This is a genomic window from Streptomyces sp. NBC_01477 (assembly GCF_036227245.1).
Classification (GTDB): Bacteria; Actinomycetota; Actinomycetes; order Streptomycetales; family Streptomycetaceae; genus Actinacidiphila.
In genome coordinates this window covers 4,849,109-4,875,747 of record NZ_CP109445.1, presented here as the reverse complement: position 1 = coordinate 4,875,747, position 26,639 = coordinate 4,849,109, and the positions used below count along the sequence as shown (strand labels likewise).

General features: G+C 68.8%; 16 protein-coding genes and 1 pseudogene. 7 read left to right on the top strand and 10 right to left on the bottom strand.

Features of this window, described 5'->3' with window-relative positions; translation table 11 throughout:
• Positions 1–6 precede the first annotated feature (6 nt).
• Positions 7–3,750 (top strand): FxSxx-COOH system tetratricopeptide repeat protein, encoded by a 3,744-nt coding sequence (gene fxsT, locus OHA86_RS20555; RefSeq protein ID WP_329177373.1) that lies wholly within the window; start codon positions 7–9, stop codon positions 3,748–3,750.
• Positions 3,751–3,828: 78 nt separating this feature from the next.
• Entirely contained in the window at positions 3,829–4,836 is a 1,008-nt protein-coding gene (locus tag OHA86_RS20550) for a hypothetical protein (RefSeq protein ID WP_329177372.1), read from the top strand.
• Here OHA86_RS20550 and OHA86_RS20545 read toward each other — a convergent pair.
• From OHA86_RS20545 to OHA86_RS20530, 4 genes are all read right to left on the bottom strand, one after another.
• Positions 4,814–7,111 (bottom strand): hypothetical protein, encoded by a 2,298-nt coding sequence (locus OHA86_RS20545; protein ID WP_329177371.1) that lies wholly within the window; start codon positions 7,109–7,111, stop codon positions 4,814–4,816. The two genes, OHA86_RS20550 and OHA86_RS20545, sit on opposite strands and share 23 nt — an antisense overlap.
• Positions 7,112–7,138: 27 nt before the next feature.
• A complete protein-coding gene (locus OHA86_RS20540; protein WP_329177370.1) occupies positions 7,139–8,206 on the bottom strand; it encodes a hypothetical protein in 1,068 nt (355 codons plus the stop codon).
• Positions 8,203–8,859 (bottom strand): hypothetical protein, encoded by a 657-nt coding sequence (locus OHA86_RS20535; protein ID WP_329177368.1) that lies wholly within the window; start codon positions 8,857–8,859, stop codon positions 8,203–8,205. Before OHA86_RS20535 ends, OHA86_RS20540 begins: the two co-directional genes overlap by 4 nt.
• Before the next feature lie 445 nt (positions 8,860–9,304).
• Complete coding sequence (locus tag OHA86_RS20530) at positions 9,305–10,582, bottom strand: hypothetical protein (RefSeq protein ID WP_329177367.1); 1,278 nt, start codon at positions 10,580–10,582, stop codon at positions 9,305–9,307.
• 881 nt (positions 10,583–11,463) lie between these two features.
• Here OHA86_RS20530 and OHA86_RS20525 point away from each other — a divergent pair.
• A pseudogene (locus OHA86_RS20525) lies at positions 11,464–12,475 on the top strand (IS110 family transposase).
• 1,108 nt (positions 12,476–13,583) lie between these two features.
• On the opposite strand, the gene OHA86_RS20520 reads toward OHA86_RS20525, so the two are convergent.
• Positions 13,584–14,618 (bottom strand): zinc-binding dehydrogenase, encoded by a 1,035-nt coding sequence (locus OHA86_RS20520; RefSeq protein ID WP_329177365.1) that lies wholly within the window; start codon positions 14,616–14,618, stop codon positions 13,584–13,586.
• A 14-nt stretch (positions 14,619–14,632) separates the two neighbouring features.
• A complete protein-coding gene (locus OHA86_RS20515) occupies positions 14,633–15,892 on the bottom strand; it encodes an alpha/beta hydrolase (protein WP_329177363.1) in 1,260 nt (419 codons plus the stop codon).
• A 229-nt stretch (positions 15,893–16,121) separates the two neighbouring features.
• Between OHA86_RS20515 and OHA86_RS20510 the strand changes: the two genes are divergently transcribed.
• The gene (locus OHA86_RS20510) at positions 16,122–16,769 is read left to right on the top strand and encodes a TetR/AcrR family transcriptional regulator (protein WP_329177362.1); all 648 of its coding nucleotides are present in this window, start codon (positions 16,122–16,124) and stop codon (positions 16,767–16,769) included.
• A gap of 442 nt (positions 16,770–17,211) precedes the next feature.
• On the opposite strand, the gene OHA86_RS20505 is transcribed toward OHA86_RS20510, so the two are convergent.
• From OHA86_RS20505 to OHA86_RS20495, 3 genes are all read right to left on the bottom strand, one after another.
• Positions 17,212–17,568 carry a hypothetical protein gene (locus OHA86_RS20505; RefSeq protein WP_329177360.1) on the bottom strand — a complete coding sequence of 119 codons (357 nt, stop codon included), beginning with the start codon at positions 17,566–17,568 and terminating at the stop codon, positions 17,212–17,214.
• The gene (locus OHA86_RS20500) at positions 17,565–18,026 is read right to left on the bottom strand and encodes a prevent-host-death family protein (RefSeq protein ID WP_329177359.1); all 462 of its coding nucleotides are present in this window, start codon (positions 18,024–18,026) and stop codon (positions 17,565–17,567) included. Before OHA86_RS20500 ends, OHA86_RS20505 begins: the two co-directional genes overlap by 4 nt.
• 478 nt (positions 18,027–18,504) lie before the next feature.
• On the bottom strand, positions 18,505–19,488 hold the full coding sequence (locus OHA86_RS20495; RefSeq protein ID WP_329177357.1) for a hypothetical protein: 984 nt from the start codon (positions 19,486–19,488) through the stop codon (positions 18,505–18,507).
• A 1,184-nt stretch (positions 19,489–20,672) separates the two neighbouring features.
• Between OHA86_RS20495 and OHA86_RS20490 the strand changes: the two genes are divergently transcribed.
• Genes OHA86_RS20490 through OHA86_RS20480 form a run of 3 tightly spaced genes read left to right on the top strand, consistent with a single transcriptional unit; the run spans position 20,673 to position 23,348 of the window.
• Entirely contained in the window at positions 20,673–21,047 is a 375-nt protein-coding gene (locus tag OHA86_RS20490; RefSeq protein WP_329177356.1) for a WXG100 family type VII secretion target, read from the top strand.
• Positions 21,044–22,336, top strand: a complete 1,293-nt coding sequence (locus tag OHA86_RS20485) for a WXG100-like domain-containing protein (RefSeq protein WP_329177354.1) — start codon at positions 21,044–21,046, stop codon at positions 22,334–22,336. The genes OHA86_RS20490 and OHA86_RS20485 overlap by 4 nt, the downstream gene beginning before the upstream one ends.
• Positions 22,337–22,358: 22 nt before the next feature.
• Positions 22,359–23,348: a hypothetical protein gene (locus tag OHA86_RS20480; protein WP_329177353.1), complete on the top strand. Its 990-nt coding sequence runs from the start codon at positions 22,359–22,361 to the stop codon at positions 23,346–23,348.
• A 980-nt stretch (positions 23,349–24,328) separates the two neighbouring features.
• On the opposite strand, the gene OHA86_RS20475 is transcribed toward OHA86_RS20480, so the two are convergent.
• On the bottom strand, positions 24,329–26,362 hold the full coding sequence (locus OHA86_RS20475; protein ID WP_329182694.1) for a hypothetical protein: 2,034 nt from the start codon (positions 26,360–26,362) through the stop codon (positions 24,329–24,331).
• Positions 26,363–26,639 lie beyond the last annotated feature (277 nt).

Genomic DNA, 26,639 nt, shown 5'->3' with positions numbered 1-26,639 from the left:
CAGCACATGACGCATGAGGCCGACACCGGGCCGCCTTACACCCGGGTGACCCTGTTTCACAGCAGCACCGAGAACATCGGCAGGACCACAGCGCTGCTCCACACGGCGCGGTGGATGGCCGCCGAGGGGCGCCGCGTACTGATCGTCGAGACCCCCGCGACCGTGTCCCGCACAGAGCGCCAACTGCGCTCGCTCCTGGGTGCCGAGGCCATGCCCCCGCCCGACGCGCTTTTCTCAGTGGTTCCCGCCGCCGGTAGTCCGAACGGGCGGCAGCCGTCCTGGCCACAGCCGGTGACCTGGGCCATGTCCCTGGGGGACGAAGTCGTCGAGCTGGCCGTACTCGCGCTGCCGGACACAGACCTGTCGGCCAGATTACCGACCTACGAGGAAGCCGCAGACAGTACCGTCTACGCGGGTTTCGACCACGTGCTCGTCAACGCGCCGACGGCACAAGGCACCCTGCGGATCGGCGACCTCGCTCCGCTCGCCCACGCGGCGGCGGTCTGCTTCGCCCCGGATTCCGCGTCCATCGGCCGTGCGGCGTGGGTGGCACGCGATCTGCGCGAACGGGCGACCGGACGGCCTGTCGACGTCATCGCCGTAGGACTCCAGGTGGACAGCGGCCTCAATGAGCAACTGCGAATGATCCGTTCCCTGGTACGCACCGCGTTCCGCGAGCCGGGTCAGGAGGGGGTCGTGCCGCCGTACGTCGAGATCCCCTATGACCCGCTGTTCCTGCACAGCGTGAGCTCACCGCGGGACAGCTCCGGAACGGCCCAGGGCCTGCGGAAGCCGGTCATGGCGAGGCAGAGCGGCTACGCCCAACTGGCCGAGGCCGTCATCCGCCCGCAGACCTCGGTCGTGCGGCGGGTGGCCATCGTCTACCCGCCGCGCCATCCGGCCTGGGCACACTGGCTCGGCGCGCAGCTCTCGGGGGCGGGTGTGCCGTCCGCCCTCGTGCCGTTCGCGCAGTTCTCCGGGGAACGGCCGGACCGTGACGGCATGCTGCTCGTGCTCTCGCCGGTCGGGGCCAACGCCGAGCAGCTCGGCCTGGTGAGCCGGCTGTCCCATCCGAACGTGCGGATCGTGCTCGTCGACGACGAGCCGTTGCCCTCCCGGATCGGACACCACGAGCAGATCGACCTGCGCGCGTGCGGCGAGCCGGAGGCTGTCGCCCTGGTGCGGCGCGCGGTGCGGCTCCCGGCCCCGGCCCCGGCCCGCGTCTCCTCGCCGCGCTTCCCCCGGCTGCCAGCCGTGCACAATCTGGCGCCGCGCAACCCGGGTTTCACCGGCCGCGACGACCTGTGCGAGAAGATGCGGGAATCACTCGCCCGCGAGGCCGGCTCCCGGCGCCCCTGCGCGCTCACCGGCCCGCCGGGCATCGGCAAGAGCGCGCTGGCCCTGGAGTTCTGCCATCGCTTCGGCGGCTCCTACGACGCGGTGTGGTGGCTGCGGGCCACCGACAGCCCCGATGTCGCGCGCGGCCTGGGCCGGCTCGCCGAGCGCTCGGGGCGCCCCACGCAGGACACGGACATGCGCGACGTGCTGGATTGGCTGGGGTCGCCGGACAGCGGTAGCTGGCTACTGGTCTACGACGACGTCACCACGTCGGCGGCGCTGGCCGAGCTGCTGCCGGCGGTGGGAGAGGACCGGCACATCCTGCTGACCTCTCGCCAGCAGCCGCTCGCGGATGCGGCCGTCCTGGAGGTTCCGGCGCTGACGCCCATGGAGAGCAGGTCGCTCCTGCTCGCGGCCGTACCCGGTCTCGACGAGACCCGGGCGGACCAGGTGGGACAGATCATGGGGCGGGAGCCGCTGACCGTGACGCTCGCCGGAGCCTGGATCGACGTGGACGCCGGTCGGCGGGAGGCGCGGAACCAACCGCGTGCGGACGCACTGGCGGAAGCCGCCGAGAAGCTGGTGTCGACGTTCTCCGCCGGCCAGCAGGATCTGCTGGCACGGTACGCGTCCGTTCCGCTGAGCCGGGTGATGCTGGAGGCGACGCTCGACGAACTGCGCGTCACCGCGGGTGGTGAGCTGTGGGCTCGGAAGGAGAGCGGCAGCGACAGCCTGGTGTGGCTACTGGAGTGCTGCGCGCTGCTGACACCCTCGGGGGCCGAATTGGGCCTGCTGCGCTCCCGCACGCTGTGGAAGGCGCTCTCCGACCGGTTCTCTTCTCCGTCCGGGTCCGCACCCTGGACGGATCCGCTCGGCGATCAGCTGATGATCGACGTGGCGCTGCGGACCCTGGCCCGCCACGGCCTGCTGGAGATGCATTTCGGGTACCCCGACCGGGCGATCCGGCAGAACCGGGCGCTGCGCGAACTCGTGCTGGACCGTTTGGAGCCCGCCGAGCGGAAGGAGCGCGAGCGCGAAGTGCGCGCGATGGTCGCCGAGTACGCCCTCGTTGATCCGGGGAGCGGCACGGGCGGCCGCACGGGTGCGGCGCTCATCGATGCCCGCACCCGTCGGCTGATGTCCTTGAAGCTGTGGGACGACGAGCGGCCCGAGGTGCGGCAGGCGGTGGTGGAGCACACCCTGCGGCTGGCAAGGAGCGACGGGCGACGCCATTGGTACGAGGCGCTGGAGATCGGCCGCCGCGCCGCAGAGAGCTGGGACTCGTCGCAACCGTCGAGCGAATACGCACGGTTGCACAATGCCACGGCGCAGGCACACCGGCGCCTGGGCGAGTCTTCGCAGGCGGGCAGGGACGCCCTGATCGCGCTGCGCGATCACCGCAGATTCCTAGGCGTCAGCCATCCGCGGGCCCTGCTGTCGGCGGACTCCTACGCGGCCATCCTGCGCATGGAGGGCTCGTTCGACGAGGCCCGGATCGAGGAGCGTGGCGTACTCGATAGCATGACGCGGGTCCTGGGACCCGACCACCGGACTACTCAGCAGGCCGAGTACAACCTGGCTCTGTCGGAAGTGCTGTGCGGGGACTACCAGAGCGCCCTCGAACTGCTCCAGTCCCGATACGGCCGGCGCACCGCGATCGGCGGTCAGCTCGACGGATGGGCGCTGGGGCTGCTGGACACCATGGCCCTGGCGCACCGCGGCCTGGGCCACAACCGTGAGTCCACCGATCTGCTGAAGCAGTATCTGCGCCGGGCCAACGACCGGGCCAGGGACGACGCCCTCAGCGCGGAGATCGGCCTGGCCGTGGGCGAGCGACGGCTCGGGCAGAGCAAGCAGGCGCTGGAGCGTGACAGGCGGGTATTCGGTGAGTGCCGGACCCGCTTCGGCGCCGGGTACGCGCACACCTGGCGCTGTCAATTCAGTCTTGCCGCCGACCTGAACGCGGAATCGGAGCACAGGGCGGCCGTGGACGAGATCGAGGCCTGCGCCCGGACCCTGGAAGCGGTGTTCGGCGACGACCACCCGTACACACAACTGGCCCGGGTACGGACTGGCGTCCATCGGCGGAACCTAGGCGACCACGGGAATGCACTGGACATCGGCCAGGAGTCGCTGACGGAACTGGCACGTGGGTTGGGACCCGCGCACCCCTGGGTGGCCGCCGCGGCCGTGGCCGTCGCGGGCACCCTGGTGGCGATGCGGCAGTACGACGAGGCCGAGGACAAGGAGAGTTTCGCGCTGCTGACCTTGGACGAACTGGGCCTGGCCCGGCACCCGGCCCACGCATTGGTGAAGGGCAATCTCGGCGCCATCGCCTTGCTCAAGGGGTCCGGCGGACCGCCGGACGGAACCCCCCATCAGGACATCGACGTGGAACTGCCCACAGTGTGACTCAGCACGGCCGTCGCACCTCGCGGCGGCCGCGGACACGGAGCCCGCTGCCCATGGCGGGGATGGAGCCAGGTGAACATGACAGGAGAGCAGCGCCCCGGAGGCCCGCCGCTCATCGCGGCCGAGGTTCTGTCCGAGACCCACTGGGACATCAAGAGCAACAGCATCACGGACCTGTGTGCGGAGTCGGTGGCCGCTCACCCGGCCGCGCTGCGCTCAGTGGCGCATTACACCCAGGGCGCGCTGGACTTCGTCATCCGCCCCAAGGACAGCACGCTCCTGCCCTCCCCCCGCGGCGGGCAGAGCGACCCCGTGATCGTCGAAGGCAGGCCCGGTCGGCATCTCGTCGTGTGCACGGAGGACCTCAACCGGTCGCTGGAGCGTTTCGGGACCGGCGAGCTGATGCGTGTCGTGATCGGTACGGCGGGAGGCGGCATGTACTGTGCGCGCATCCGGGCGGGCCAGTACCTGACGGGTGTCACCCGCTCCGGTGAGACCGTGGACGCGCTCGACCGTACCCTCAACGGGGTGGTGCGGCGCATCAGGACCCAGGTGCACTCCCTGCCCGACGAGAACCTGGGCGGGGACGTGGACAGCTCTCCGCGCGCCCTGGAAGCGGCGAGTGCGCTGAATTTCGTGACGACCACGGATCCCGAGGGCGACGGGGCCGAGGACATGCTGGGCGAGACGTGGCGCCGCTTCGTCAATCCGGTGGATCTCCAGTACGCGGCCCTCTACCGGCGCTGGTCGCTCCTCTGCGCCGGGGACGCCTTCGACGACCCCGGCCTGTACGTACGCCTGCTGGGCGTACCGAGTTCCACACGCCGGACCATGTACCGTGACCTCGCTGTACGATTGCGCGCGGACGTCACCCGGCTGCGGCACGCGCTGCGTCCGGTGACCGAGGCACCGATCGAACGACTGGTGTTGGACGTGCAGGAGGGCGCCGTCTACATCCACTGGCTCGGGCAGGACACCGGGACGTTCCTCCTCGGGGTGACCGTGGAGCAGCCGCGGGTGGCAGAGGCCGAGACCAGGCTGCGCGACCTGGGCAGAACGCTGCTTACCCTGCCCTCCCTCTTGTGAGGTCCCTCGCGTCCGCGAGCAGCTCGTCACGGACCGCCTCGGGGAGCCGGTCCAGGGTCTCCTGGGCGTCGGCCCGACGCATCGACAGGGTGGTCCCGGCTTCCTGAACGGCCGCCTCGTCACGGGGCGCGGTACGGAACGCCGGTAGCACCTCCATGCTGATCTCGAAGCTCCGACACAGCACGAAGAGACTCTCGGTCAGTTCCTCGCTGAGCCCACCGTGCCGCCCGGCGACCGCGCGACGCCAGCCAACCACGCCGTCGCGGAAAGCAGCGAGCAGTGCGCGCACCGCCGCCACGAGGCCGAGTGAGGTGAGCTGGTCGGTACTGAAGGCCAGTCGGCGCGGGAGCTCGCCGACCAGAGCGATACCGGACGCGTCCACGCCGAGCGCGCGTGTGACGTCATGCGGCGAATCGGCCAGCAGCTCGAGCGCAGTGTGAGCCGCGGCGAAGCGCGCCTCGACGCTCTCGGGCAGGTCCGCGGGACCGCTCCGGTCCCTCTGCTCCAGCTTCGCATCCATCGCCCGGACCGATTCGAGCAACACTCCCTGCTGGGCGGCCATCGTCTCCAGACGGCTCCACAGGCCCTCAAGAGAGCCGCGCTGCCGCGCGGCGTTCAGCCGCCCGGCCAGCACATCGATCGCCTGCGCCAACAGTTCGCGGAAGTTCCTCTCCCCGACCAGCAGCGGGGAAGTACCGGTGTATTGGGCGATACTGCCGCGCATGGCGGGCGATGCAACGCCGTTGACCAGCACCAGGATCGCGCATCCCACGGTCGGGAGGACCTCTTCGGCCGCACGGACGACTGCCTCGATGTGCCGTGTCTCCGCGTCCAGAAGGATCGAGGGGACCACCATGATCCCGATGTAGGCCCCCGTGTCCACTCTCACCCAGTAGTCCACGTCGTTCAGGGCGTCGTCCGCCGCGTGCGCCGTCTCCAGCGGGCGGTGTTCCCGCCGCAGTTGCGACTGGGCGAGCACCTGCTCGACCTGGTCGCGCACGTCGGCGGCCGAACGCTGTTCGTTGAGCTTGCGCACCGCGGCATGGATCACCATGTCGTCGATGACGTGTTGGGTCTCCTCCTGATCCTCCATCAGCTGCCATGCCTGCCGGCAGGTCTTGAGGATCTGCCGCGGCACACCGTCACCGATCTCGCGCAGGTCGCGCAGTGCCGCCAGGGTGAAGGGCGCGAGCGGATCGACGAGCCGCGTTCCGCCCGGCAGGCCACGGCTCACATAGGAGGCGACCAGCGCCTCGGTCTCGCGCTTGTCCATGCGGTCCGGCCAGATCTGGAGCACGCGCTCGCGCAGGCCGGCGGAGAACCGGCTCCAGTGATCGGCCAGACTGCACATCACGAGCAGACCACCACGGTTGACGTAGCTGTTGACAAGTCGTTCGAATCCGCCGAGGAAACTTCTGGCCTCCGGATCCGACCACTCCAACGCGTCGTCCACGGCGTCGACCACCAGGACATAAGGGCGCCCGACCCGTCCGTGCATGAATCCGAAGACAGTGAATGCCTCGAACACTTTCACCGTATTGTCGATCGCCCCGGTGATACCGCGCTGGTAAAGGGCGTCCGACGGCTGCCCCCCCTTCAGCCAGTCCCACACCTTTTCGGTGAAACGCCGATCGAGCAGCAGGGCGAAAGCTGCCGCGAACTGACGGTGACTGGTGATCTCTCTGAGGTTGCCCCGCAGGTGGCGATGGATCAGCTGCTCGTCCAGATCGAGGGCTTGGGCAACTTTCCGCGAGTCCAGCTCGCCCTCGCGCAGTCGCTCGACGAAATCCCGTCGGCTGCTGTCGTCGAGTACCGCTGGAGGATCGGCCTCGATCACTCCGGCCGTCACATGTGCGTGGAATTCGGAGACGACTTCCTCGAAGGCGCCCCGCGCGCCGTGGTCGTCGTACAGGGCGCTCAGCTGATCGCGATAGATCTCGCCCATGTCGGGGAAGGGCTGGTCGATCACCCACAGGGGAATGCCCCTGTCCCGTGCCCGCACTTGTGCGACGGCCTCGCTGGCGAGATGGCTCTTGCCCAGGCCGAGGCCGCCGATCAGGGCCAGGGCACGGCCGCGACTGCTCGACTCCTCGTCACGGTCCAGGTACTCGCCGACCTGGCGCCGCAGTGTCGTGAAAGCGCGGGTGTTCACACTGACCGGGGGACCAGGCGTGGGAACACCGGCCTGGTCCAAAGGCGCGAGCACCCGTAACTGCACCACCGGACTGGATGGGAAAGGGTTTCCCCGCTGGAACATTCCCTCGGCTCCGCTCATCACTGCCATCCTTCCGGCCGTTCGTCCTCAAGAAAGCATGAAATCGCCGGCACCCGGAACGTGAATGTCCTGACTGTACTCGCGCATTTTGGCCACACCGATCGCCCTCTCGCCGTTCTCGTGCGCCCGTTTCGTCACTACGTGGAGAACATTCTGGAGTCTCCCGATGTTGTGCCGCATCCAGTGCTCGGGTTCGGACAGGAGGACTTCGTCCTCCACCCGTACGTGCCATCCCGGTATGTTCGGATGGTCGCGGCGGGCCTGGATGAACCGGATCCAGTCCTGGTCGACGAGCGGACCCACTCGCAGCTTGGTCGCGTTCGACTGACTCAGGTCGCCCAGTTCGTCCTCCAGATTGTCACGGACGATCGAACTCGTGCGCTCGACGAAGAAGACGATACCGGGCATGGCATAGTCCTGGCAGCTGAGATAGAAATTGCGCGCCAGGCGTTCGTCGCTCCATCGGAAATCCGGCAGAACGATCAGCAGAGTGCATCTGAGGTTTATCAGCGCATTACTGAGCGTCAAGAACGCCTTGTAGGTGTTCCGCGACCGAAGGTTGGCTCCTGCCTCGGAGATGACCTCTTCGGGAAGCTTCTCTCTAATCTTTTCCAGTATCCGCTGGTTGACGACGTCCACTCCTACAGGGATGCCGTCGCCCCGGGCCATTCGTGTGCTGATGACGGTGACAACCCGGACGTGCGGTGACATGGCGTGCTCCCGCACAGTCCAGCGTTCCTCCGCGAGCGAGGGGGCCACGGCCTGGTCCTCCATTTTCTGGTGCAGCCGTCGCGTCAGGTCGTACACGGCCCGGTGTATGAAAGTAGTCTTGCCGACCTGCGAGTCCCCGCTCACCACCACCAGATGGCCCGCGTCGTAGTGGGTGTCCAGAATCAGCCGGGGTTGTGGGCCCTCCTCGACGAAGCGGCGGAATAGTTCCTCGGTGTGGTCCACCGGCACCCAGAGGTCCTCGGCTCCGTGGACCTGCCACGGTACCAACGGGCCGGTCGCCTCCCACTCGACCCTGTCCCCCGTCTTGGCGAGGTTGCGCACCACCGGCACGGCGAATGTGTTGCACGTTTCAGACGCGTTCACGGGGTGGCACCTCCCCGCCCCGGGACGGGCCGCAGCCGGGCGGTGACCGCGCGGCCCGCTGTGGTGAGATACCACCACGTGCCGGTCGAACCTCTGAGTTGCTGCACCTCGGCCAGCGCGTCGCTCACCTCGGTCCGGAGTGCTTCTGCAATGTCCGTCCGACGGGCCCGCGAGAGGGTACGCACACCCGCCGTCGCCGAGTCCTCCGTAGCCTCGGGGCGCCGGGCCAGCGGCAGCCGCTCGGCGAGCCTGAAACCGGCAGTGCCTCGAGGGCCACCCCCGGGCAGCTCACTCAGCGAAGCCGCCAATCTCTCCCGTGCCTTGCTCACCGCGGAGAAGTCGGCCTCCGGATCGGCAGCCCAGTCGGAGAGGAAGGTCCGCGCGCTTTTCGCGTAGTCCGACCGGGCCTGCGCAAGTTCGTCCGCGAGACGGCGGCGCCGAGTCGTCCAGCGTTCGGCGAACTGCGTCAGCAGGGTGAACGCGACGCCCATGGCGGTGAGCAGGGCCGTACGCACCAGGCCGTCCCCGCCCCCGGAGGAGTCGGCCGCCGTGTCGGGGGCCGCGGGGTCCACAGCCGCCGCGGCGACGACGGCGGCGCACACCCGGCGGAAGTCGTCGAAGTGGTCGGCGGCCCAGTGGGGGACGTCGACCATGGGTACCTTCCGTCCGGCGCCGACCGTGAGCAGGTCCGCGTGACCTGGTACGGCGTGTGCAACGCCGAGGCGCACGGCCGCGGCGGCGGTTCGCCCGAGGCGCTCGGGGGCGAGACAGAAGACGACGTACATGTCGTCCTTGGCGGCCGGGGAGGCAGGGATTGCCGGGGAACCGCTCGCGGAGGGCGACAGGCCCGGTGTTCCGGCAGGTACCGAGGAGGAGGGTGCAGGGGCCGCCGGCATCGCCGGCGGAGCGCCCCCGAGCTGGTCCCGCGCCGACGCCGGGCAGGGCAGCAACAGGACCGCGCCGGCCGCGAGGGCAGGCGCCGCGAAGCGAGTCGCGCGGCGCGACGCGCGCGATCGTCGCCCGGGGGACCCTTCGCCGTGTGCGCGTGACGCCCTCACCACAGCCTCGTTTCCCGCGTCCCCAGCCTGGCCACGGGGATCAGCCGATCGTGTCGGGACGGGCGACCGGGTCCCAGGTCTGCGGCGGTAACCCGACCCGCTCCAACGGCCCTTCCGGTTCCCGCGGATCCGCACGTCTGTCCCACCCCTCCTGGCCTTCATTCCCTTCCCGCCCCCTGCGCGGGATCCGCGTCCGCAGCCGTGCCTGCCCGTCGGGGTCCTCCTCCGCGTCCGCCGACCTCAACCGCCGCCCCCACAGCCCGTTCGACGCGTAGTGCAGGAGATTGACGGTCAGCACCGCGGGTCCCACGATGCCCACCGTGCCGGGGAAATCCGGTTCCAGGGCGAGCGCGAGGATGACCGCGGTGATGCCGTTCTGCTGGCCCAGCATGAGGGAGACCCGGTCGCTGCGCGGCAGGCCGGGCATCATCAGCGGCACGAGCGAGGCCACCGCAGCCTGAGAGGCGAAGGCCGCCGTCCCGAGCACCATGCCCGCGACCGGGGACACGCCGTCGGTCAGCAACAGCCCGAGGCCGCAGGCCGCCAGCAGGAAAGCGCCGGTCACGACCGGGTCGATCCACTTCCCGAAGCGGCCGAGGCGTACGAGGAGCCCGGCGAGCGCGACTGCCGGCATGAGGGTCCACGTGGCTGCGGCCAGCACCAGCGCGAGGACCACCACCAGAGCGATGACGTCGGCGGCACGCGGCAAGTCTTCCGCCCGTCCCGCTGCCGGCGTCCGCTCACGCGCCGCGCGGCGTCCCTCATACTGCTTCCACCCCTCGCGCGACGCGTACCAGACGCCTACCGCCACCGCGCAGAGCATCAGGTTCCCCGCAAGGTTTTCCGCGTAGCCCGCCAGTCCGCCGCCGCCCGGAATCAGCTCCGGGGTGCCCGGCCTCCCAGCGAGGCGGAAAGCAACCACGGACAGGTAAAGGGACAGCAGAACGGTCATGGGGTCGTCGAAGGCCGCCCATATCGCCAGCAGGGTTTTCGCCCGATCGGACATTCGGTTCCCGCGGCTCATGGCCGCGACCGAGAGCGGATCGATCTGCGCGACAACGATTCCGAGAACCAGATAATCGGAATTCCGGAAGAGCAGGATCATCACACCTGTGATGAAAGCAGCCTTGAGCAGCACGCCCACTGTCACGACGACCACCACGGTCCGCAGATCGCGCCGCGCCGCGCCGCTGTCGATCTCGTGCGTGCTGCCGTACAGCCCGATCGCGAGCAGCAGGCCCGCGGCCCTCACGTACCACGGCGAGTCGGTCAGCCGGTCGGCCGGAACGCCGTATCCCACCGCCAGCCCGATCAGCACCGCCGCGAGGGCAAGGTAGAGAACCGGGGAAATCTCCGCGCGGCGCAACGCGGCGCACGGTCCCGCCGGTCCCGGCGGCTGCGGTAGAGGCGTCAACGGTGCGTCACCACCCCGGCCCGGCTTCGGTGTCCGACCTCCCGTGCGGCGCGAAACATTCCCTCGAAGCATCGAACGGATAATCGGCGACCAGCTCGGCAGGTCCGCGCACCCGCGCAAGACCTATCCGAGAGACGCGGCCGGATCACGGTCACTTCGTGAAACGGCACAGCTCGGGGCGCCTGTGTCGCGGTCACGGTCGTCGTCCTCCCTCCACACATGTCCGGATTATCGACGCACATCATTATGATAAAGATAAAACGGCGCTGCAGGTAGCGCCCGTCAAGGCCATCTTGCTCGTGACCAGAATCGCGCTCTCGCGAGCAGGCGAAGTTCAAGATACCGAGGATGACCGCCTCACGCCCGCTCATCGCTGGGACTGGACCGCTTGTTCCTCGCCTGTCCCCCATCGGGGGGCCGAGCGGGCGGCGCGCAGACGCCTGCCGTTGCCGACCGCGCCGCCGCAGCCGCGGACGCCGGGACGGTGCCGGACGGCCGCGGGGCGGTGGCCGCACGCCTTCCGGGCACGTGTGCGGCCCTGCTCGCGGCGCCCGTGCCGACCGCGACCGGGCTGCGGCCCCGGCCCCGCCGGGTTCCGCGCCCCGTGGAAACGGCTGGGCCGGCCCCCTGGTGAGGGCCGCCCGGTGGACATGGCGCGAGAGGGGCCGGACGCCCACGTCTCGCATACAGGTCGGCGGTGGACTGGCGTACCAGCAGCCGGGCCCGGTCGTCGGCGACGGCGACCACGGGAGGACGGCTGACCATGTTGAGCGAGTGGGGACACGATGATCGACACAGGCGGCGTGGGCGTCTTCCTCGGGCTGGACGTCGGGAAGAGCACCCACCACGGCCACGGGCTGACCCCGGCCGGAAAGAAGGTCCTCGACAAGCAGCTGCCGAACAGCGAGCCCAAACTGCGGGCCGTCTTCGAGAAACTGGCCGCGAAGTTCGGCACCGTCCTGGTGGTCGTCGACCAGCCCCGCCTCCATCGGCGCCCTGCCGCTGACCGCGGCCCGCGACGCGGGCTGCCGGGTCGCCTACCTGCCGGGCCTCGCGATGCGACGCATCGCCGACCTCTACCCGGGCGAGGCCAAGCGCATCCTGGGCCCCCGCCTGGACCACCAGGCCGTCACCTGGCTCCTGGAACGCCACGGATCCCCGGCCGCCCTGCGCAGAGCCGGCCGCCGCAGACTCGTCGAACTGATCCGCCCCAGGGCCCCGCGCATGGCCACCCGCCTGATCGACGAAGTCTTCGACGCCCTCGACGAACAGACCGTCGCCGTCCCCGGCACCGGCACCCTCGACATCGTCGTCCCGTCCCTGGCCCGTTCCCTGGCAGCCGTCCACGAGCAACGCCGAGCCCTGGAAGCCCAGATCAGCAAGCTGCTGGAGGCCCACCCTCTTTCCCAGGTCCTGACGTCGCTCCCCGGCGTCGGCGTCAGGACCGCCGCAGTCCTCCTGGCCACCATCGGCGACGGCACCAGCTTCCCGAGCGCCGCCCACCTGGCCTCCTACGCCGGCCTCGCACCGGCGACCAAGTCCTCCGGGACCTCGATCCACGGCGAGCACGCACCCAGAAGCGGAAACCGGCAGCTCAAACGCGCGATGTTCCTGTCCGCATTCGCCGCCCCGCACGATCCCTCCTCCCGCACCTACTACGACAAATGCCGGGCCCGCGGCAAAACCCACGCCCAGGCCCTCCTCCACCTCGCCCGCCACCGCATCAGCGTCCTGTTCGCCACGCTCCGAGACGGCACCTTCTACCAGCCCCCCACACCCGAGACAGCCACCCCATGACCACCCACCACTTGACGAAAGACATAGAGGCACCCCCCGCGACCGGCATGGCCAGCAGGTCGCCGGGACGGACTTCCGCGGGCAGTGGCACGTCCTCGGCGAGAGGCACGAACGACGTGGGCATGCTGCCGCAGGGCTTTGTTCTCGACTGCGAGTTACCGAAGATCGCTTCCGCGTACGCCGCTACGGGGCGGCGCAGATCGGCGTCCTCCTGCCGTTGCCGCCGCACCGCCGGTCCGCCGTCTCGTCGGCGTCCGCCAGGCGCTCGTCGTCCACGGCTGCTACTGGGGGCGCGGCGCTGGAAGTGGCCGGTGATCAGGTAGCTGTAGCACCGGTAGAACGTGGCGTGCGCGAGGCCAAGGCGCCGCTCGACCGGGTTGAGGGTGAGGCGGGGGCTGCGGCGTCGGCGAGGACGGTGTTCATCGGCTCGGGCAGTCTCGGCGTTGGGGAGAGCAGGCGGTGCCGGTGGGCTCCAGACGGTGTGCGCGGAAGGACGTGGCCGGACCAGCTGACTCGCGTCCGCGCCATCCTCTCCAGACGCGGCGCTGGCTTGTGAGTGCGAGGCCCGAAGTCGCAGGCCCAGAGCTACCAACTGCAACTGAAACTGCACAACGACGAGGGCCCCGACCGCTGGAACCCAACCAGCAGGTGCGGGCCCTTCGGCGCCGTGCCCGGTGAGGCACTGGCGGAGGATACGAGATTCGAACTCGTGAGGGGTTGCCCCCAACACGCTTTCCAACCGTTCGTCCGGAGGTTCAGGCAGGTTCGTGGGCATCCTGACCTGCGGCGGAAGGGTCGTACGGCCGTGGGCCGGGCCGTGCTGAACGCTGGTGAACGCAACTGGGACTGCAACTGCCGAACGGCGATCCAGGGGCCTGTCGGGATGTCGGGTTCGAGATCACGTAGCCGGTTTCGCGGGTGACCTTCCCGCCGGCTTCGGTGCACCCGCGTGGCCTCAGCCAAGTGCGCGAAGTCCAGGCCCAGTCGATGACGGTCAACGCGCGCACGGTGCGGGTCGTTCGGCGGCCGTCACCGCGATCGCGCCGGATGGGCTCGGCGCGTGCCGTCGCCCGGGGCAGCGCGCGCAGCGTCTCCAACAGTGCTCGTTCTAGCGACCGGGGCGGCTGCCGGCCTGCGCGTCGGCCGGGGAGTCGGCGGCTGTTGCGGCGGGGACGAGGACGATCTTGCCCACCGCGCGGCGGCCCTCCAGATCGGCGTGGGCGTCAGCGGCACGATCGAGCGGGTAGCGCTTGACCAGTGGTTCGAGTCCGCCGTCGGCGGCTGCCTGGATCGCGCGGGCCTGCAGTTCCTTCATGGTGCCGGCGCGTCGCAGCAACTGGGGGCCGATCGCCCAGATCACGGTGCTCGCGTGCCCGATGACGTCGTCGGTGGTGAGCTGGGTGGCCGTGCCCGATGACCAGCCGTGCAGGAGGAACTTCCCCCCGGAGCCGAGAAGGTCGAACGCCTGGCGGCCGGTGGTCCCTCCGACGCCGTCGAACACGATGCCGATCTCTTTGTCGCTGAGGGCATCGCGGACCGCGTGCGGCCAGTCCGGGTCACGGTAGTCGGCGGCGATGTCGGCACCAAGTGACGTGGCCTGCCGCGCCTTCTCCGGGCCGCCGGCCACGCCGACGACGGTGACGCCCTGGCGGTGCAGCGCCTGGATGAGCAGGGCTCCGACGCCGCCGGCCGCCGACGTGACCAGCGCGACGTCCCCGGGCTCGGCCTCGGCGACGTCGAGAAGTCCGAGCGCGGTCGAGCCGGTGGTGATCATCGCCACCGCGGTGTCCGCTGCCATCCGATCGGGGATGCGGTGCAGAGCCTCGACTGCGGCCACCGCCTGCTCGGCGTAGCCGCCGTGGGCATCAAGGGTGCCGACCACCGGGCGGCCCAGCCAGCTCTCGTCTACGCCCGGGCCCAGCGCGCCCACGATGCCGGCGACCTCGCCGCCCAGCACGACGGGCAGCGCGGGGGCGGGATGAGGTCCGATTCCGCGGCCCGACCGCAGCCTCGTCTCTATGACGTGGACGCCGCTGGCCCGGACGTCTATGCGGACCTGCCCCTCGCCGGGGGCCGGTGGGGTGATCTGCTCGTACCGGAGGTTCTCGGGGGGCCCGTACTCGTGGAGCCTGACTGCATACATGGGTGGTGCGCCTTTCAGGAGGAGCCGGCCGGCGAGTCCGGCTTCCGAGCGTGCGGGCCGGTCGCGGTGGCGGCATCGGCGGTGGCGGTGTGCGGGGTGGGGCCCGGCGACCTGGGCGAGGACAGGACCCAGCCGGCGAAGGCTTCGGCGCCGTCCACGATCGCCTCGGAGCGCGGCGAGTGGTAGAGGTCCATCACGTGCTGTCCGCCGGGCAGTTCGGCGATGACCACGGCGTTGTGCGATACGTCGCGCAGCCGGCCGACGAAGCTCCGGGCGCCCTCGACGGTGCCCAGCGGGTCCCGGGTGCCGTGGACGATCAGGAACGGCGGCGCGCCGGCATTGAGGTACCGGTAGGGCTGTTCCTGCGGCGGCGTCTCGTCGGGCTGCTCGCCGAAGAAGTGGCCGTAGTAGCCGTAGAAGCAGATCGCGGCGGTCACCGAGGTGTCGGCGTCCTCGAAGCCGGGCTGGAACGCCGGGTCGTTCGGGGTGAGCGCGCAATGAGCCGCCATGTTGGCGCCGGCCGAGCCGCCCGCCACGAACACCCTCGACGGATCGGCGCCGTACCCGGAGCCGTACTCGCGGACCCAGGCGATGACCTTCTTGGCGTCGATCTGGTGGCCGGGGAAGGTGGTCTGGGGCCGCAGCCGGTAGTTGGCGCTGATGCACACCCATCCCTGTCCGGCCAGCCGGTGCAGCAGGGGACGCCCCTCGCGGCTCTTCGCGCCGCTGGAGTAGTGGCCGCCGTGGAAGTAGATCAGGACCGGAGCGTCGTCCGGCGCGTCGCGGCGGCGGCGGTAGAGGTCGAGCAGATTGCGGCGCCCGGCGTCCCCGTAGCGGATGTTGGCGATCCGCTCCACGCCGCGCGGTCGCAGGAGGCCCGGTGGCGGCAGCAGCAGGATGCGGGCCCAGGCCCGGTGGCGGCGCGGCGGCGCCTGCACGTGATTCCGCCAGCCGGCCCCCAGCCCTTCCCGGAGGGCCTGCCCGACGGCCCGGTCCGACCGCACGCCGCGCCAGGCGGCGACGGCCAGCCCGACGACGGTGGCGGCGGCCACCCCGACCACCGCCCGGGCGCCCGCCGACCCCAGGTCACCCTGGGCCGCGGCGAGTGCGGTGGAGGCCACCAGGGCGTATATGGCCACGAACGGCAACTCGTTGGGGAGCAGACCGAAGACGAAGCTCATGCTCGCCACCGGGCCGGGCCGACGCGGGGAGACAACGGCGAAGAAGGTGCACCAGGCGATGAGCGCCACGGTGATCAGATAGCCGACGGGCACGAAACCTCCAAGGACGTGGACCCTGACCGAAGATCGCAGCCACATGCGGGTGAACGGAGGGCTGCTGGTGTGACCTGGTCGAGAGCGGCTGCTCCGGCGGTCACGCCGTCCTCCTTGGTCCGGCTCGATGCACGGATGAGACGATACGTTTCGTCTCGCCAGAGCATGGCCGAGGAGTCGACGTCGCGTCAAGACGAGACGTTCCGTCTCGTTCGTCTATGCTGACTGCATGCCCAAGAAGCCGGACGCGGCGCGCCGCAGCGAGCGCAGCCGCCGGGCGATCCTCGCCGCCACCGAGGAACTCTGCCGGGAGAACGGCTACGGGCGGCTGACCATCGAGGCCATCGCCACCCGTGCCGGAGTGGGCAAGATGACCATCTACCGGTGGTGGCCGTCCAGAGGCGCCATCGTCCTGGACCTCCTCGACCAGACCGCGACCGTCGCAGCCGACCCGCCGGACAGCGGCGACCTGGCCGCCGACCTGCACGTCCTGCTGGCCGAGGTCATCAGCATCCTCACCCCGCCGTTCACCTCACCCGCCACCGGACTGATCGCCGAGGCACTGCACGACCCCGACCTCGCCAACGACCTCCGCGAACGCCTCATCCGGCCGCGCATCGCCACGTTCAAACAACGCATCCGCCGCGCCCAGGACGCAGGCGAACTCCCGGTGGACGCAGACCTCGACGTGGCACTGGACCTGCTGTACGGCCCGCTCTACCACCGCATGGCCCTCCACCTCGGCATGCCGGACCCCGACTACCTCGACACCCTCATCGCCCACGTCCTGCGCGCCCTGGCAAGCACGAACGCGGGACCGCCGCCGGCTCGTGGCCGCCGAGGCGGTCCGGCGCAAGCAACGCCTGGGCTCCGCTAGGAAGCGGCGCTCGCATGGTTCTACTCGGCGACGACGCCTGACCCGGCCACCCGGAGCCGCCCAGCGCCACCAGGGCACCTATGCGACGTCGGTGGCCCCCGCTGCGGGCAGCGGGGGCCACCGACGTCGTGCCCGGTGAGGCACTGGCGGAGGATACGAGATTCGAACTCGTGAGGGGTTGCCCCCAACACGCCTTCCAACGGGTCGCCTTGGTATCCCCGGAGAGGCGGGGGCGTCCTGACCTGCAATAGAGTGGTCGGGCGAAGAGCAAACGGACGCCGATGAACGGGCTCGAATGAGACCAGAACTGAGACCGGACTTCGCAGATTCCTTCCGGGCAGTGACCGAAGCGCACCGCCCGCCCAGGAGATGGCCCGTTGAGCGCGCGCCGGGCATCGCGCATCGAGGTGAAACCCGTTCGCTCGCGTGCGGATCGACGGATTCAGCTGTCGGTGTCCTTGGGGTGCCGGGTGGAGGCGTAGACGAGATGCACGGTCCGGCGTGCTTGGTCGATGAGATAGCGGACGCGGCCGCCGGCGGTGACCTCGTACTCCCACTGCGGGTATTCCGTGCCACCGAGGGTGGCAGTGCCCAGTCGTCCGCGGAGTCTGTGCTGGCGGTCGGGGTCCTTTATGGAAGCCGGGTCGGCGCGCAGCGCCTCATAGCAGCGCCGGGTGTTGCCCGGAGCCTCGGTACACAGGTCGCCCCAGCCTTTGGCTGCATCGTTCGTGGCGAATCGGAGGCGCCATTCGCTGCTGACCGGCGGTGGCGGAACGTCGTCGCCGCGCTTGGGGCTCATGGAGCAGGTACCTCGCCGTGGTCCTCGTCCGGAAGCGGAGCGGTCAGCCGCGCCGTAAGTTCAGGGTCCGCGAGAATCCTGGCGGTGGCACGCCATTCGACGATGACCCGGTGCAGGTTGGTGTGCACGTCCAGTTCCGCGGCGTCATGGGTCGCGTTCACCAGGTCGACGACGAACTCGCGGACCTCCTCCGTCGAAAGGTGCCGGGTCCACGGGAAGACCTCGGGCAGGGCCAGCAGAATCGCGCGCGCGCCTTCGTCACTGCTGATCAAGGCCGCGAACAGCCGCGCAGTGACGTCGGCGGTCTCCTCGCGCTGACGGTCATGGCGCTCGGTGGTGAGGTACAGGTCCTCGCCGTCCCGACGCGTCACGTGAACGCGCTGGGCACGCTCGACAGTGTCGGCAACCCGCTTGGAGTTCTTCGACAGGTCGGAGAACGAAACGGTCAGAGTGGACATGAGCCGAGCTTACTTCGGAATATGTTCCGAAGTCAAGCAGGCCGTAGCGCGACGCTCTCTTTTGCGACTCGGTGAATGACGCCGACCATGCTCGTCGGGCTGCTTGACGCGCCATCTCGACGCCGGCCCGTAGGCGAGAGCCTCGGCGTACGCGACGTCGCCGTGGTGGGAGACCCACCAGTGGTGAGCAAGTCCGCGAGACGGTCGCTGATCGCAGCGATCCCGGAGGGGGCGGCCGTAGCCCTCATCGCCGGGAGACGGTGCGGAGTCCGTCGGCTCGAAGCTGCCCCTCCAACCCCGGGGCGCGTTCAACCCGACCGGACCAACATCGGTCAGCACCATCTTCGTCCGGATGCCGTCGCGGCTGCACCCGCTCACCTTCCTCACGAGATCGCGCCTTCGCACCCGAAGGGATCGGTGATCCCGTCCTCCGGGGGGGATTCAGGCACCTGTATGGTCAACCGTCAATTTTCTATTCTCACCCGACATGGGAAGCCCCATTCTCCACATCATCGGGATGCACGATGGAGTCTTGGATTCCCAAGACACGCATAAGTGACTTGACCGACACGACTCGGCTATTACCAATCCAGAGCACCCCGAAGGGGAGAGAACCCTTACCGGCCATCTTTGATGCTTGCGATTCAGACAGGCCAATAGTACTGGCCGCCTCGCCGAAACCGATGTATTGCGGCAGGAAATCAGAAACTCGATAGTAAAGATTAATCCCGTCCACCCAAGAGCGCCCCAACTGCGCAGGGGCGATGGCGGGTGCATCTGCCTCGTCACGGCAACCACGGCGGACTTTTTCGTGAAAGATTTTGACGTGATCCATGGCACCCATTCGTTGCCATAGAGCTCCTGCACGCTCGCCGCGAATCCTCTCATCGGTATCCGGATCCAGCACCGTGGTAGCGTCAACGATCGACGATGCGCGAAGCGTGCAATCTTCCTCATGCGCGGCATCGGCAATCAAATACGTCACACGTGCCGTGCACGTTTCCAACCTTCCCGCTTCCACCAGGCCACGAGCACTGGTGAACGCACGATTCATCATGGTGTCGAGGAGTTCCTTGGAAGCCATTCCGCAAGCCGCGGAAGCCCATGCCTCCAGGGCTCCTTCTACCATCGCGGATCTGATGTCAGTGACCTCATAATGCCATTTTCGTGCCAACTCTTTCGACCATCCCCCAAAGTATGGGGTCAGAAGATCCAGTAGGATCATCAACCATTTCTCGCGATCCTGTTGATCGCTTTCTCGCGCCAATGTGCCCACCGACTCCCAGAGGCGCAAGCTTGCTACGGATTTAGATCGGCCAAGTCGAATTTTCTCACGCAACATCTGATATGAGGAGTGGTTCTTGATCACACACGCCTGAACATCGCCGACATGCGCACAGATGGGCTCCCCGCCGCAGTCACGCATAACTCTTTCACTGATGAGGGTGAAGACATCGTGCATGATTTTCCTCTCGCTTCGCCAGATCGAGCCTGCGAAAAATCATGAGGCGCAGCAGCTGCACTTGGGGGATTTCTGCTGGATCCAGCCCCATCGAGTGAACTATGTTTGGTGGCACGACGACGACATACAGGGCCAGAGTATTGTGACTCGGCATGGGCGCTCGGCCTGCGGCAGAGCTAGCTCCTCGGCCTCTCGCGGAAAGGTATCGATCTAGCCCTGAAGGATCGCTACGCGCAATGCTGTGTCAACCGCTGCGAGGGCATGTTGGCTACCGCCTCGGAGAGCACGGCGATCGTTTCCACGGTTCGTACTGCCGCATCGTGGCTGCTCTCCTGGGGCGAGTCTGCTCAACGCGGTGCAGGAGGGCCCGGGGCGGGTAGTGCGCTTCAGCGCAGGTGCGGTCGCGTCGGTGATCTTGTCGTCAATCCACACCAAGAGCCGATCGGCCGCCCACCCCAGAAGCGTGCGGGTCTTCCACTGCAAGCCAGCTGGCTCGGGCTCGTCAGACGGTTCCAACCGTCCGGGTACTGCTCCCGTGTCCCCACGTAGGCAATGAGCAGTCCGTCAACGTCAAAGAAGAGGATGGGCCGCGGCAGGGAAACGATCACGTTTGTACCGTGCGGACGGAAAGGTCGCCCGGGAAACGGCCCGACGATCGCCCGCCCGGACCCGACTGCACCGCCCGTGCAACCCCCAAACGTCGATGGGCCCCTCGCGAACGAGGGGCCCATCGAGTTGTGCCCGGTGAGGCACTGGCGGAGGATACGAGATTCGAACTCGTGAGGGGTTGCCCCCAACACGCTTTCCAACTGTCCACGATGCTGTACAGGAGGAAGCGGAGTTGTTCTGACCTGCGACGGAGCAGGCATCTGGGCGGGCTCCGGATGCCCCTGGACGCGGCTGAATGAGACCAGAGCTGAGACCCAGGACGCAGGGGTGCCGAGCCGGCTTCTGCCCTGGACACGCGTAGCCGGGAAATTGACGGCCATTACAGTCCTCAAGCCCTGCGCCAGACGGCACATCGCTGAACACAAGCCAGCGAAGCCACTGTTCGGGCCATGCTTCTCCTGCTTGTCGCGGTTCTTGCCCGGAGCCATGCGCGCTCGACCAGAGTGGCGGTAGGCAAAAGCTGTTGATCAGCTGCTGCTCCGGGGGAATCATTGATTCATGGGGGTGGATGGCGCATGGGCGACGCCGGCGACGACCAGATACTCGACATCAAGCTCACCGACCTGCAGGCGACGGCACCGCAGTTCCTCACGCACAGTTCGGACCTGGCGACGGCCCTGGTCAAGCTCCAGGGCGGTCTGGCCGCGGCCGGCTCCCCGTGGGGCGGGGACGACCAGGGCAAGCAGTTCCAGGACCAGTACGTGCCGAACGTGACCAGCATGACGATGGCGGCCGAGGTCCTGGCGCTCGGCCTGGCCAGCATCCACGACGCGATGGCCGACATGGCGGACGGCCACATAGGCAACGAGCAACTGATCCGGTCGATGTTCAGCAGGAACGGGCCGAAACCGGAGCCTCCCCCGCACACCGGCGGCGGAGACCTGCAGTGAGCGTCGCCGACGAAGCCAAGAAGATCGTCATGAAACTGACCGGCATGTGGTGGCCGGACGCCGACGAAGGCGGCCTGCGCGACGCCGCCACCGCATGGCGGACCTTCGCCGACGACGTGGAGACACTCACCGCCGCGGCGAACACCACCGCCCGCACCCTGATCGAGAACAACACCGGCAAGGCCATCTCCGCCTTCGACGACCCGTTCTGGCGCCGCTACTACTACGGCAATCGCGGCTGGCTCCAGGACATGATCGACGGCGCCCGCGACCTGGCCACCGCCCTCGACCAATACGCCGACAGCGTCCACAGCGCGGTGAAGCAGTTGGAACACAAGCTGGAGATCGTCGGCGGCACCATCGTCGCCGGCACAGCCCTCGCCTTCTTCACCGCAGGACTCACCGAAGCCGCCGCGGCCGCGGCCACCGCCGAGATCGTGGACCTCTCCGCCACCCTGGGCGTGACCGTCACCGCCGAGGTCGCCACCATCGCCGGCACCACACTTGCCACCGCCGCCATCGCCGGCGTCGAATCCATCACCGTCGACCTCGCCGTCACCCAACCCATCGCGATCGCCACCGGCCAGAGCAGCAGCCTCAACCTCGACGAAGCGACCGACGCCGCGCTCTACGGGATGGTCTTCGGCGGCGGCTTGGGAGCGGGCGGCGGCACCCTCAAGGTCGTCGCCGAGAACGGCGGCCTGCAGAGCCTGCTGGGCGGGCTCCGGCTGAGCAGCGCGGACCTCGACGCGATGGGCAAGTCCCGTACGTGGAAGCTGTTTCAGTCACCGGACTCGAACATCCCCGTGGCACCGCTCAAACCGGGCGACTACGACCTGATCTCCGGCGACCCGGTCTACTTCGGGCAGAACAGTACGACGGTGGGCTATGACGAGCGCACCCTGAACAACCTCCAACGGGTCGCCCGTGTCCCGGGCGTGCACGATGTGGTCATCCACGGTACGAACGAGGGCGTCTTCGTCCCCGGGCGCGTGAATGCGGCCGGAAAGACCCTGACGGACTTCGAGGTGAACCCCACCCACATCGCGGACGCCATCCGGAGCAATCCCGGCTACCACGGCGAACCGGTGCGCCTCATCTCCTGCTACTCCGGCGCCGACGCGAGACCTCCGGAGCTGCCCCTCGCGCAGACCCTCGCCAACGAGCTCGGGGTGCCGGTGACCGCGCCCACGAGCAAGGTGGGCACGTCGGCGCAGCTCGGACTGAACCAGACCCCCACCATCGGCAACAATGGCTATTGGCGCATTTACCTGCCCATGGCGCAGTGACGGCAGGCTCACGGGAGTGACGATGATCAGACGAGCGGGCTTCTACCAGGAGACCGGCGGTCCGGGTGCCGCAGATGACGCACCGTCGCTGCGCGACGCCGTACGCGACACCGGCCCCTGGGACGAGGACAGCGTCATCGCCTACCTGGAGTCGGCCCTGGAGGTCTACAGCACGATGGGCGCCGAACGGGACGCTCTCACCGGCGACGAGTGGATCTCGGGTTCCGGGTCTCTGCTGACCGACGGCACCTGGATCTGGCCCATCGACCTCGCGCACTACGTACGACGCCACCACGCGGCCCTGCCGACCGAGTTCCTCGACCACATCCGGGCCCTCAGCTACACGGTCCCCCTGGTGGACGACGAACGCGCCCGGCATATCTTCCTGGCAGAGTTCCCGAACACCGCGCCCGGCCCGGCCACCACACCTGACGGCTTCTTCACCTGGTACCTGCCGAAACTGACGGACACCAGGGCTCGTCGGCTCCTCGGTGACCTGGCGAAGGCCGGACTGTCCGCCGTCCACCCTTTGACGAACTCTCTGTTCGGGTTCCGCGAGGCGCCGACCGGTGCCCGCAAGCCCCTGCCGCTCGTCGCAGGCGACGAAGCCCTGGCCACCGATCTGGCCGAAGCGGCTTACTCCCGGGTTGAGTTCACCTGCTGGAAGGGATACGACCAGTCCCTGACGGGCGTCGTGCGGCGAACAGACGAGTCGACGCAGAGCATCACCCTGACCCTCACCGACCTCCCCGTGCCCGACCGCGAGCCGACGCTGGCAATGCTGGCGAGCCTCCCCGACCGGGACCCGGCCGGTTGCCTGGGGTTCGTGGTCGACCTGGCCGGTGCCACGGCCGCCGAGGACTGGGACGGCGTCCTCATCGGTACCGGAGGGCAGATCACCGTATGGCCGGACACCATAGGCATCCTGCGTGAGCGTGTTCCCGAGCACCCCGAACTCTCCGGCAGCCGGCCGACACCACACGGCCCGCTCGACGTCTTCCACCGCCCGTGACCCCAGGCTGAACCCCCAACAGCCCCATCATCCGGAGCAGGAGAACAGGCCGCTCCCGGACCGGGCTGACGGTCGTCCGAGGCGCTCCCGGACGGCCGCGGACGTACGTGAATGAGATCAGGTCCGAGAACTCTGGCCGGCCAATGTCTGGAGTGCTCAGCTGCAGCACAAGCTACGACCCTCAACGTTGTTGGCCCCCGCTGCGAGCAGCGGGGGCCAACGACGTCGTGCCCGGTGAGGCACTGGCGGAGGATACGAGATTCGAACTCGTGAGGGGTTGCCCCCAACACGCCTTCCAACGGTTCGTCCGGGAGTCCGGGCCAGTCCGTCACGATTCTGACCAGTACCAAAGCTCTCTTTACGACATGCTCTGGAGCCCGGCGAAGGGAAGCGAACGCAACTGAAACTGCTACTGCCGCGACGGCGGAGGTGTGACCCCGTCAGGTACGCGACTGGCGGGCCACCACGAGCTGCCCCTTTGCTGGCGGCGCGTTGTCTGGAACGCGGCTCCAGGGCAGCAGCGTCGAAGCCCTGTGCCATAAGGAGGCCAGCCACTGTCAGCCTCGCGCTGATGCCGCGACCACAACTTCCCGTCGCGCGAGCTACGCGTCACCCGCAAAGACCCTGCCGGGAGCTGCTTGATCCGTCCCCGCGACGCTGCCGGCCGCGAGGCTGACAGACTATCCGGCCTACCGGCAAATCATGGCGGTGTCCGCCGCGGCCGACGCCCCGCTGCGGGCACGGGCGGTCTGCGAGGAGATGTATCTGCAGATCGCGCTCAGCACTCGCCCGACAGGTGCGGTTCCACGCGCGCTGTCACGGCATCGGGTGGACCAGCACACCTGGTACTTCGTCGCGCGGCCGACCCCACCGCAGCCTCGGCGCGCGGTGGGATGCCTCCGCTGAAGCGCGGACACGGACGCGATGCCAGCGGGCCGCCCAGCGGCCGAGGAACCCGGTGAACCTGTCCGATCCGAGTATCAGACGAACGCCCAGAGCCGTTCGACCTCCCTCGCATTCCACTCGAGGCGGTCGGCGGTATACGAGGCGTGCAGGTCGTCGACCACGTGTTTGATCAACGCCCGGTCCCGGTCCGCACCGAGGTTCGCCATCACCTCTCCCTCGTACCCAAAGGGCGCACAGCCGAAGCTGGCGAACACCGTGAAAACCTCCAGGGCGTCGCGCCAGAACACGGCGTGATCGATACCGGTGGCGCGCCAGTCGGTGAGGGAGAAGCGCACAACGGCCTCTGAGGCGTCGGAGGCAAGGTCGCCGTAGGAGGGGTCGCAGCAGTGTTGGGCCAGCGAACTGGCGGTGAGTCCGGCGCGGCGCACGGCCAGCAGGGTGGGCGGGGTCGTGGCGTGCTCGGCCTCCAACTCCTCCAGCGCCCGGAACAGCGGGTCGATGTTGCCGAAGGTCGGTAGCCGCTGGCCCGGCAGTTCGAGGTCGAACGGGGTCGCCGCGGCCAGCCGGCCGTAGAACGGGCGTGGCGAGACCGGATACTTAGCCCAATTGCCGAAATGCGCGCGAAAGTGGAAGCGATCACTCGGAACGTCGCGCATTGCGGGAGAAAAATGCTTGGCCAGGATCCCGGTCCACTCCAGTATTTTCGACCGTGCCTTCTTGATGGTCTTTCGGTCTCCGGCTAGATCTCCGGCAAGGTCGGCGGCCGTCAGCCCAGCCGCGGAGAGACGGTTCTTGAGGTCGACCAGGTGGCACCACAGCGGTTCGGACAACCCGTGGGTGAAATGCGATTTCGAGTAGAGCCCCGCGTCGAGAGCGTCCCAGTCGCCGCCATATTGCGTTACACACACGACGCTGAACCACAGGTCCCAGTACGTCCACCTGGCATGGGCAACGGTGTCCCACGCCTCCGGCCCGTACACAGTTCCCAACGGAGTCGCGCGGTTCAGTGTCGCGACGGCTCTGCCGGACCGCGGCACGGTGACCTGAGATCCGCCCCGGACAGCAGCAGACGGCGACGCCACCGGCCTGGGAACGGTGATCTCCCGCTCGGTCAGCGCGCGGAACTCGGTGCGGGCGGTGTCCGGGTCGCCGCCGCACAGCAGTTGCGCGGCGAGGTCCGCCACTGGCCAGGAGGCGAGGCTGCCGGAGGCCGCCAAGTACACTGCGACCTCACGGATGTGATACAGGTCGTCACGATCGAGCCATGCGTGCGCGACGAGGTGCCGCAGTCGCTGAGTCACCTCGCTGTGATCGCCGAGGCACACTGCGAGCAATGTGCTACCGACCACAAGGTCGCCCTCCGCGTGCCCGCGCACGAACACAGGCTCGACGACGCCCGATGAAGCACCCGCCGCCTTGAACAGTGGCAGAGCCGTCAGAGAACCGCGCAGCGTCCTGACGAGACCGACCACCTCCCGCACCTCGTCATCTGGAACGCCCCGATGGGTACCTTCGACGGTGGCACCCCGCTCCGGCAGCACGCCGGCCTCCAAGCGGGCCAGCATCAGGCAGACCCGCGCCAGCCCGGCCTCTGTCTCTGCGCCACCGATTACTCCGACGGTCGAGTATTTCGCGAAATAGCGCCGAACACGGTCCATGAGCTCGGTGAGGACGTTCGCCGCCGGACCGGACTCCGGTTCGGCGGCAGGCGGGTGAACCGCGCTTCGACCCGGGGCGATGTCGACCCAGCCGCGGGCGGTAGGCAGCATGTCGGCGGCCTTGTCACGGAAGGGCGGCACCAAACGTGCATGTGACCGGTACCGTCGCGCGGCAGCATCTGCCCACCCGTCCGGGCCAATCGTCTGGAGGGCGCGGAGCGCGCGATACGGAGGCACCTGCTGCACCAGAGCGCCCATCCGCAGGGTGAGGGCCCTCCTCGCGAAAACGCTGAACGCTTCGCCCGGCCCCGGCAGCAACCGACCGGCCACCACCGGCGCCCCCTCGAAGGCACGCACGCACCAGTCACCGACAGCACCAGGGGGAAGGCCAGCACCCAGCGACTCCACCATCTCGCACCCCTCCGCACTGATGTGGACTGCGAAGTCCATCGGTGGGATTTGCCTCTGCCCAGACGCCAGCCTGAGACTCGGAGCGGTCCCGGACCAGTCCCGGACCACCGCGCAGACCGACGAGCCGCGCCAGGCCATCGCAGCAGGCATGCGGCGCACGGTCAAGCGGTGGAACACCGGAGCGCGTGGTGATGCAGATCATGGGGTGGTCGTCCACCGCCATGGTGGCTCGCTACCAGCACGTCACCGCCGGCATCCCTCCAGGACGTGACAGAGCGTGTCGGCGGTCTTGAGGCCACGCACGTCGCCGGTGAGG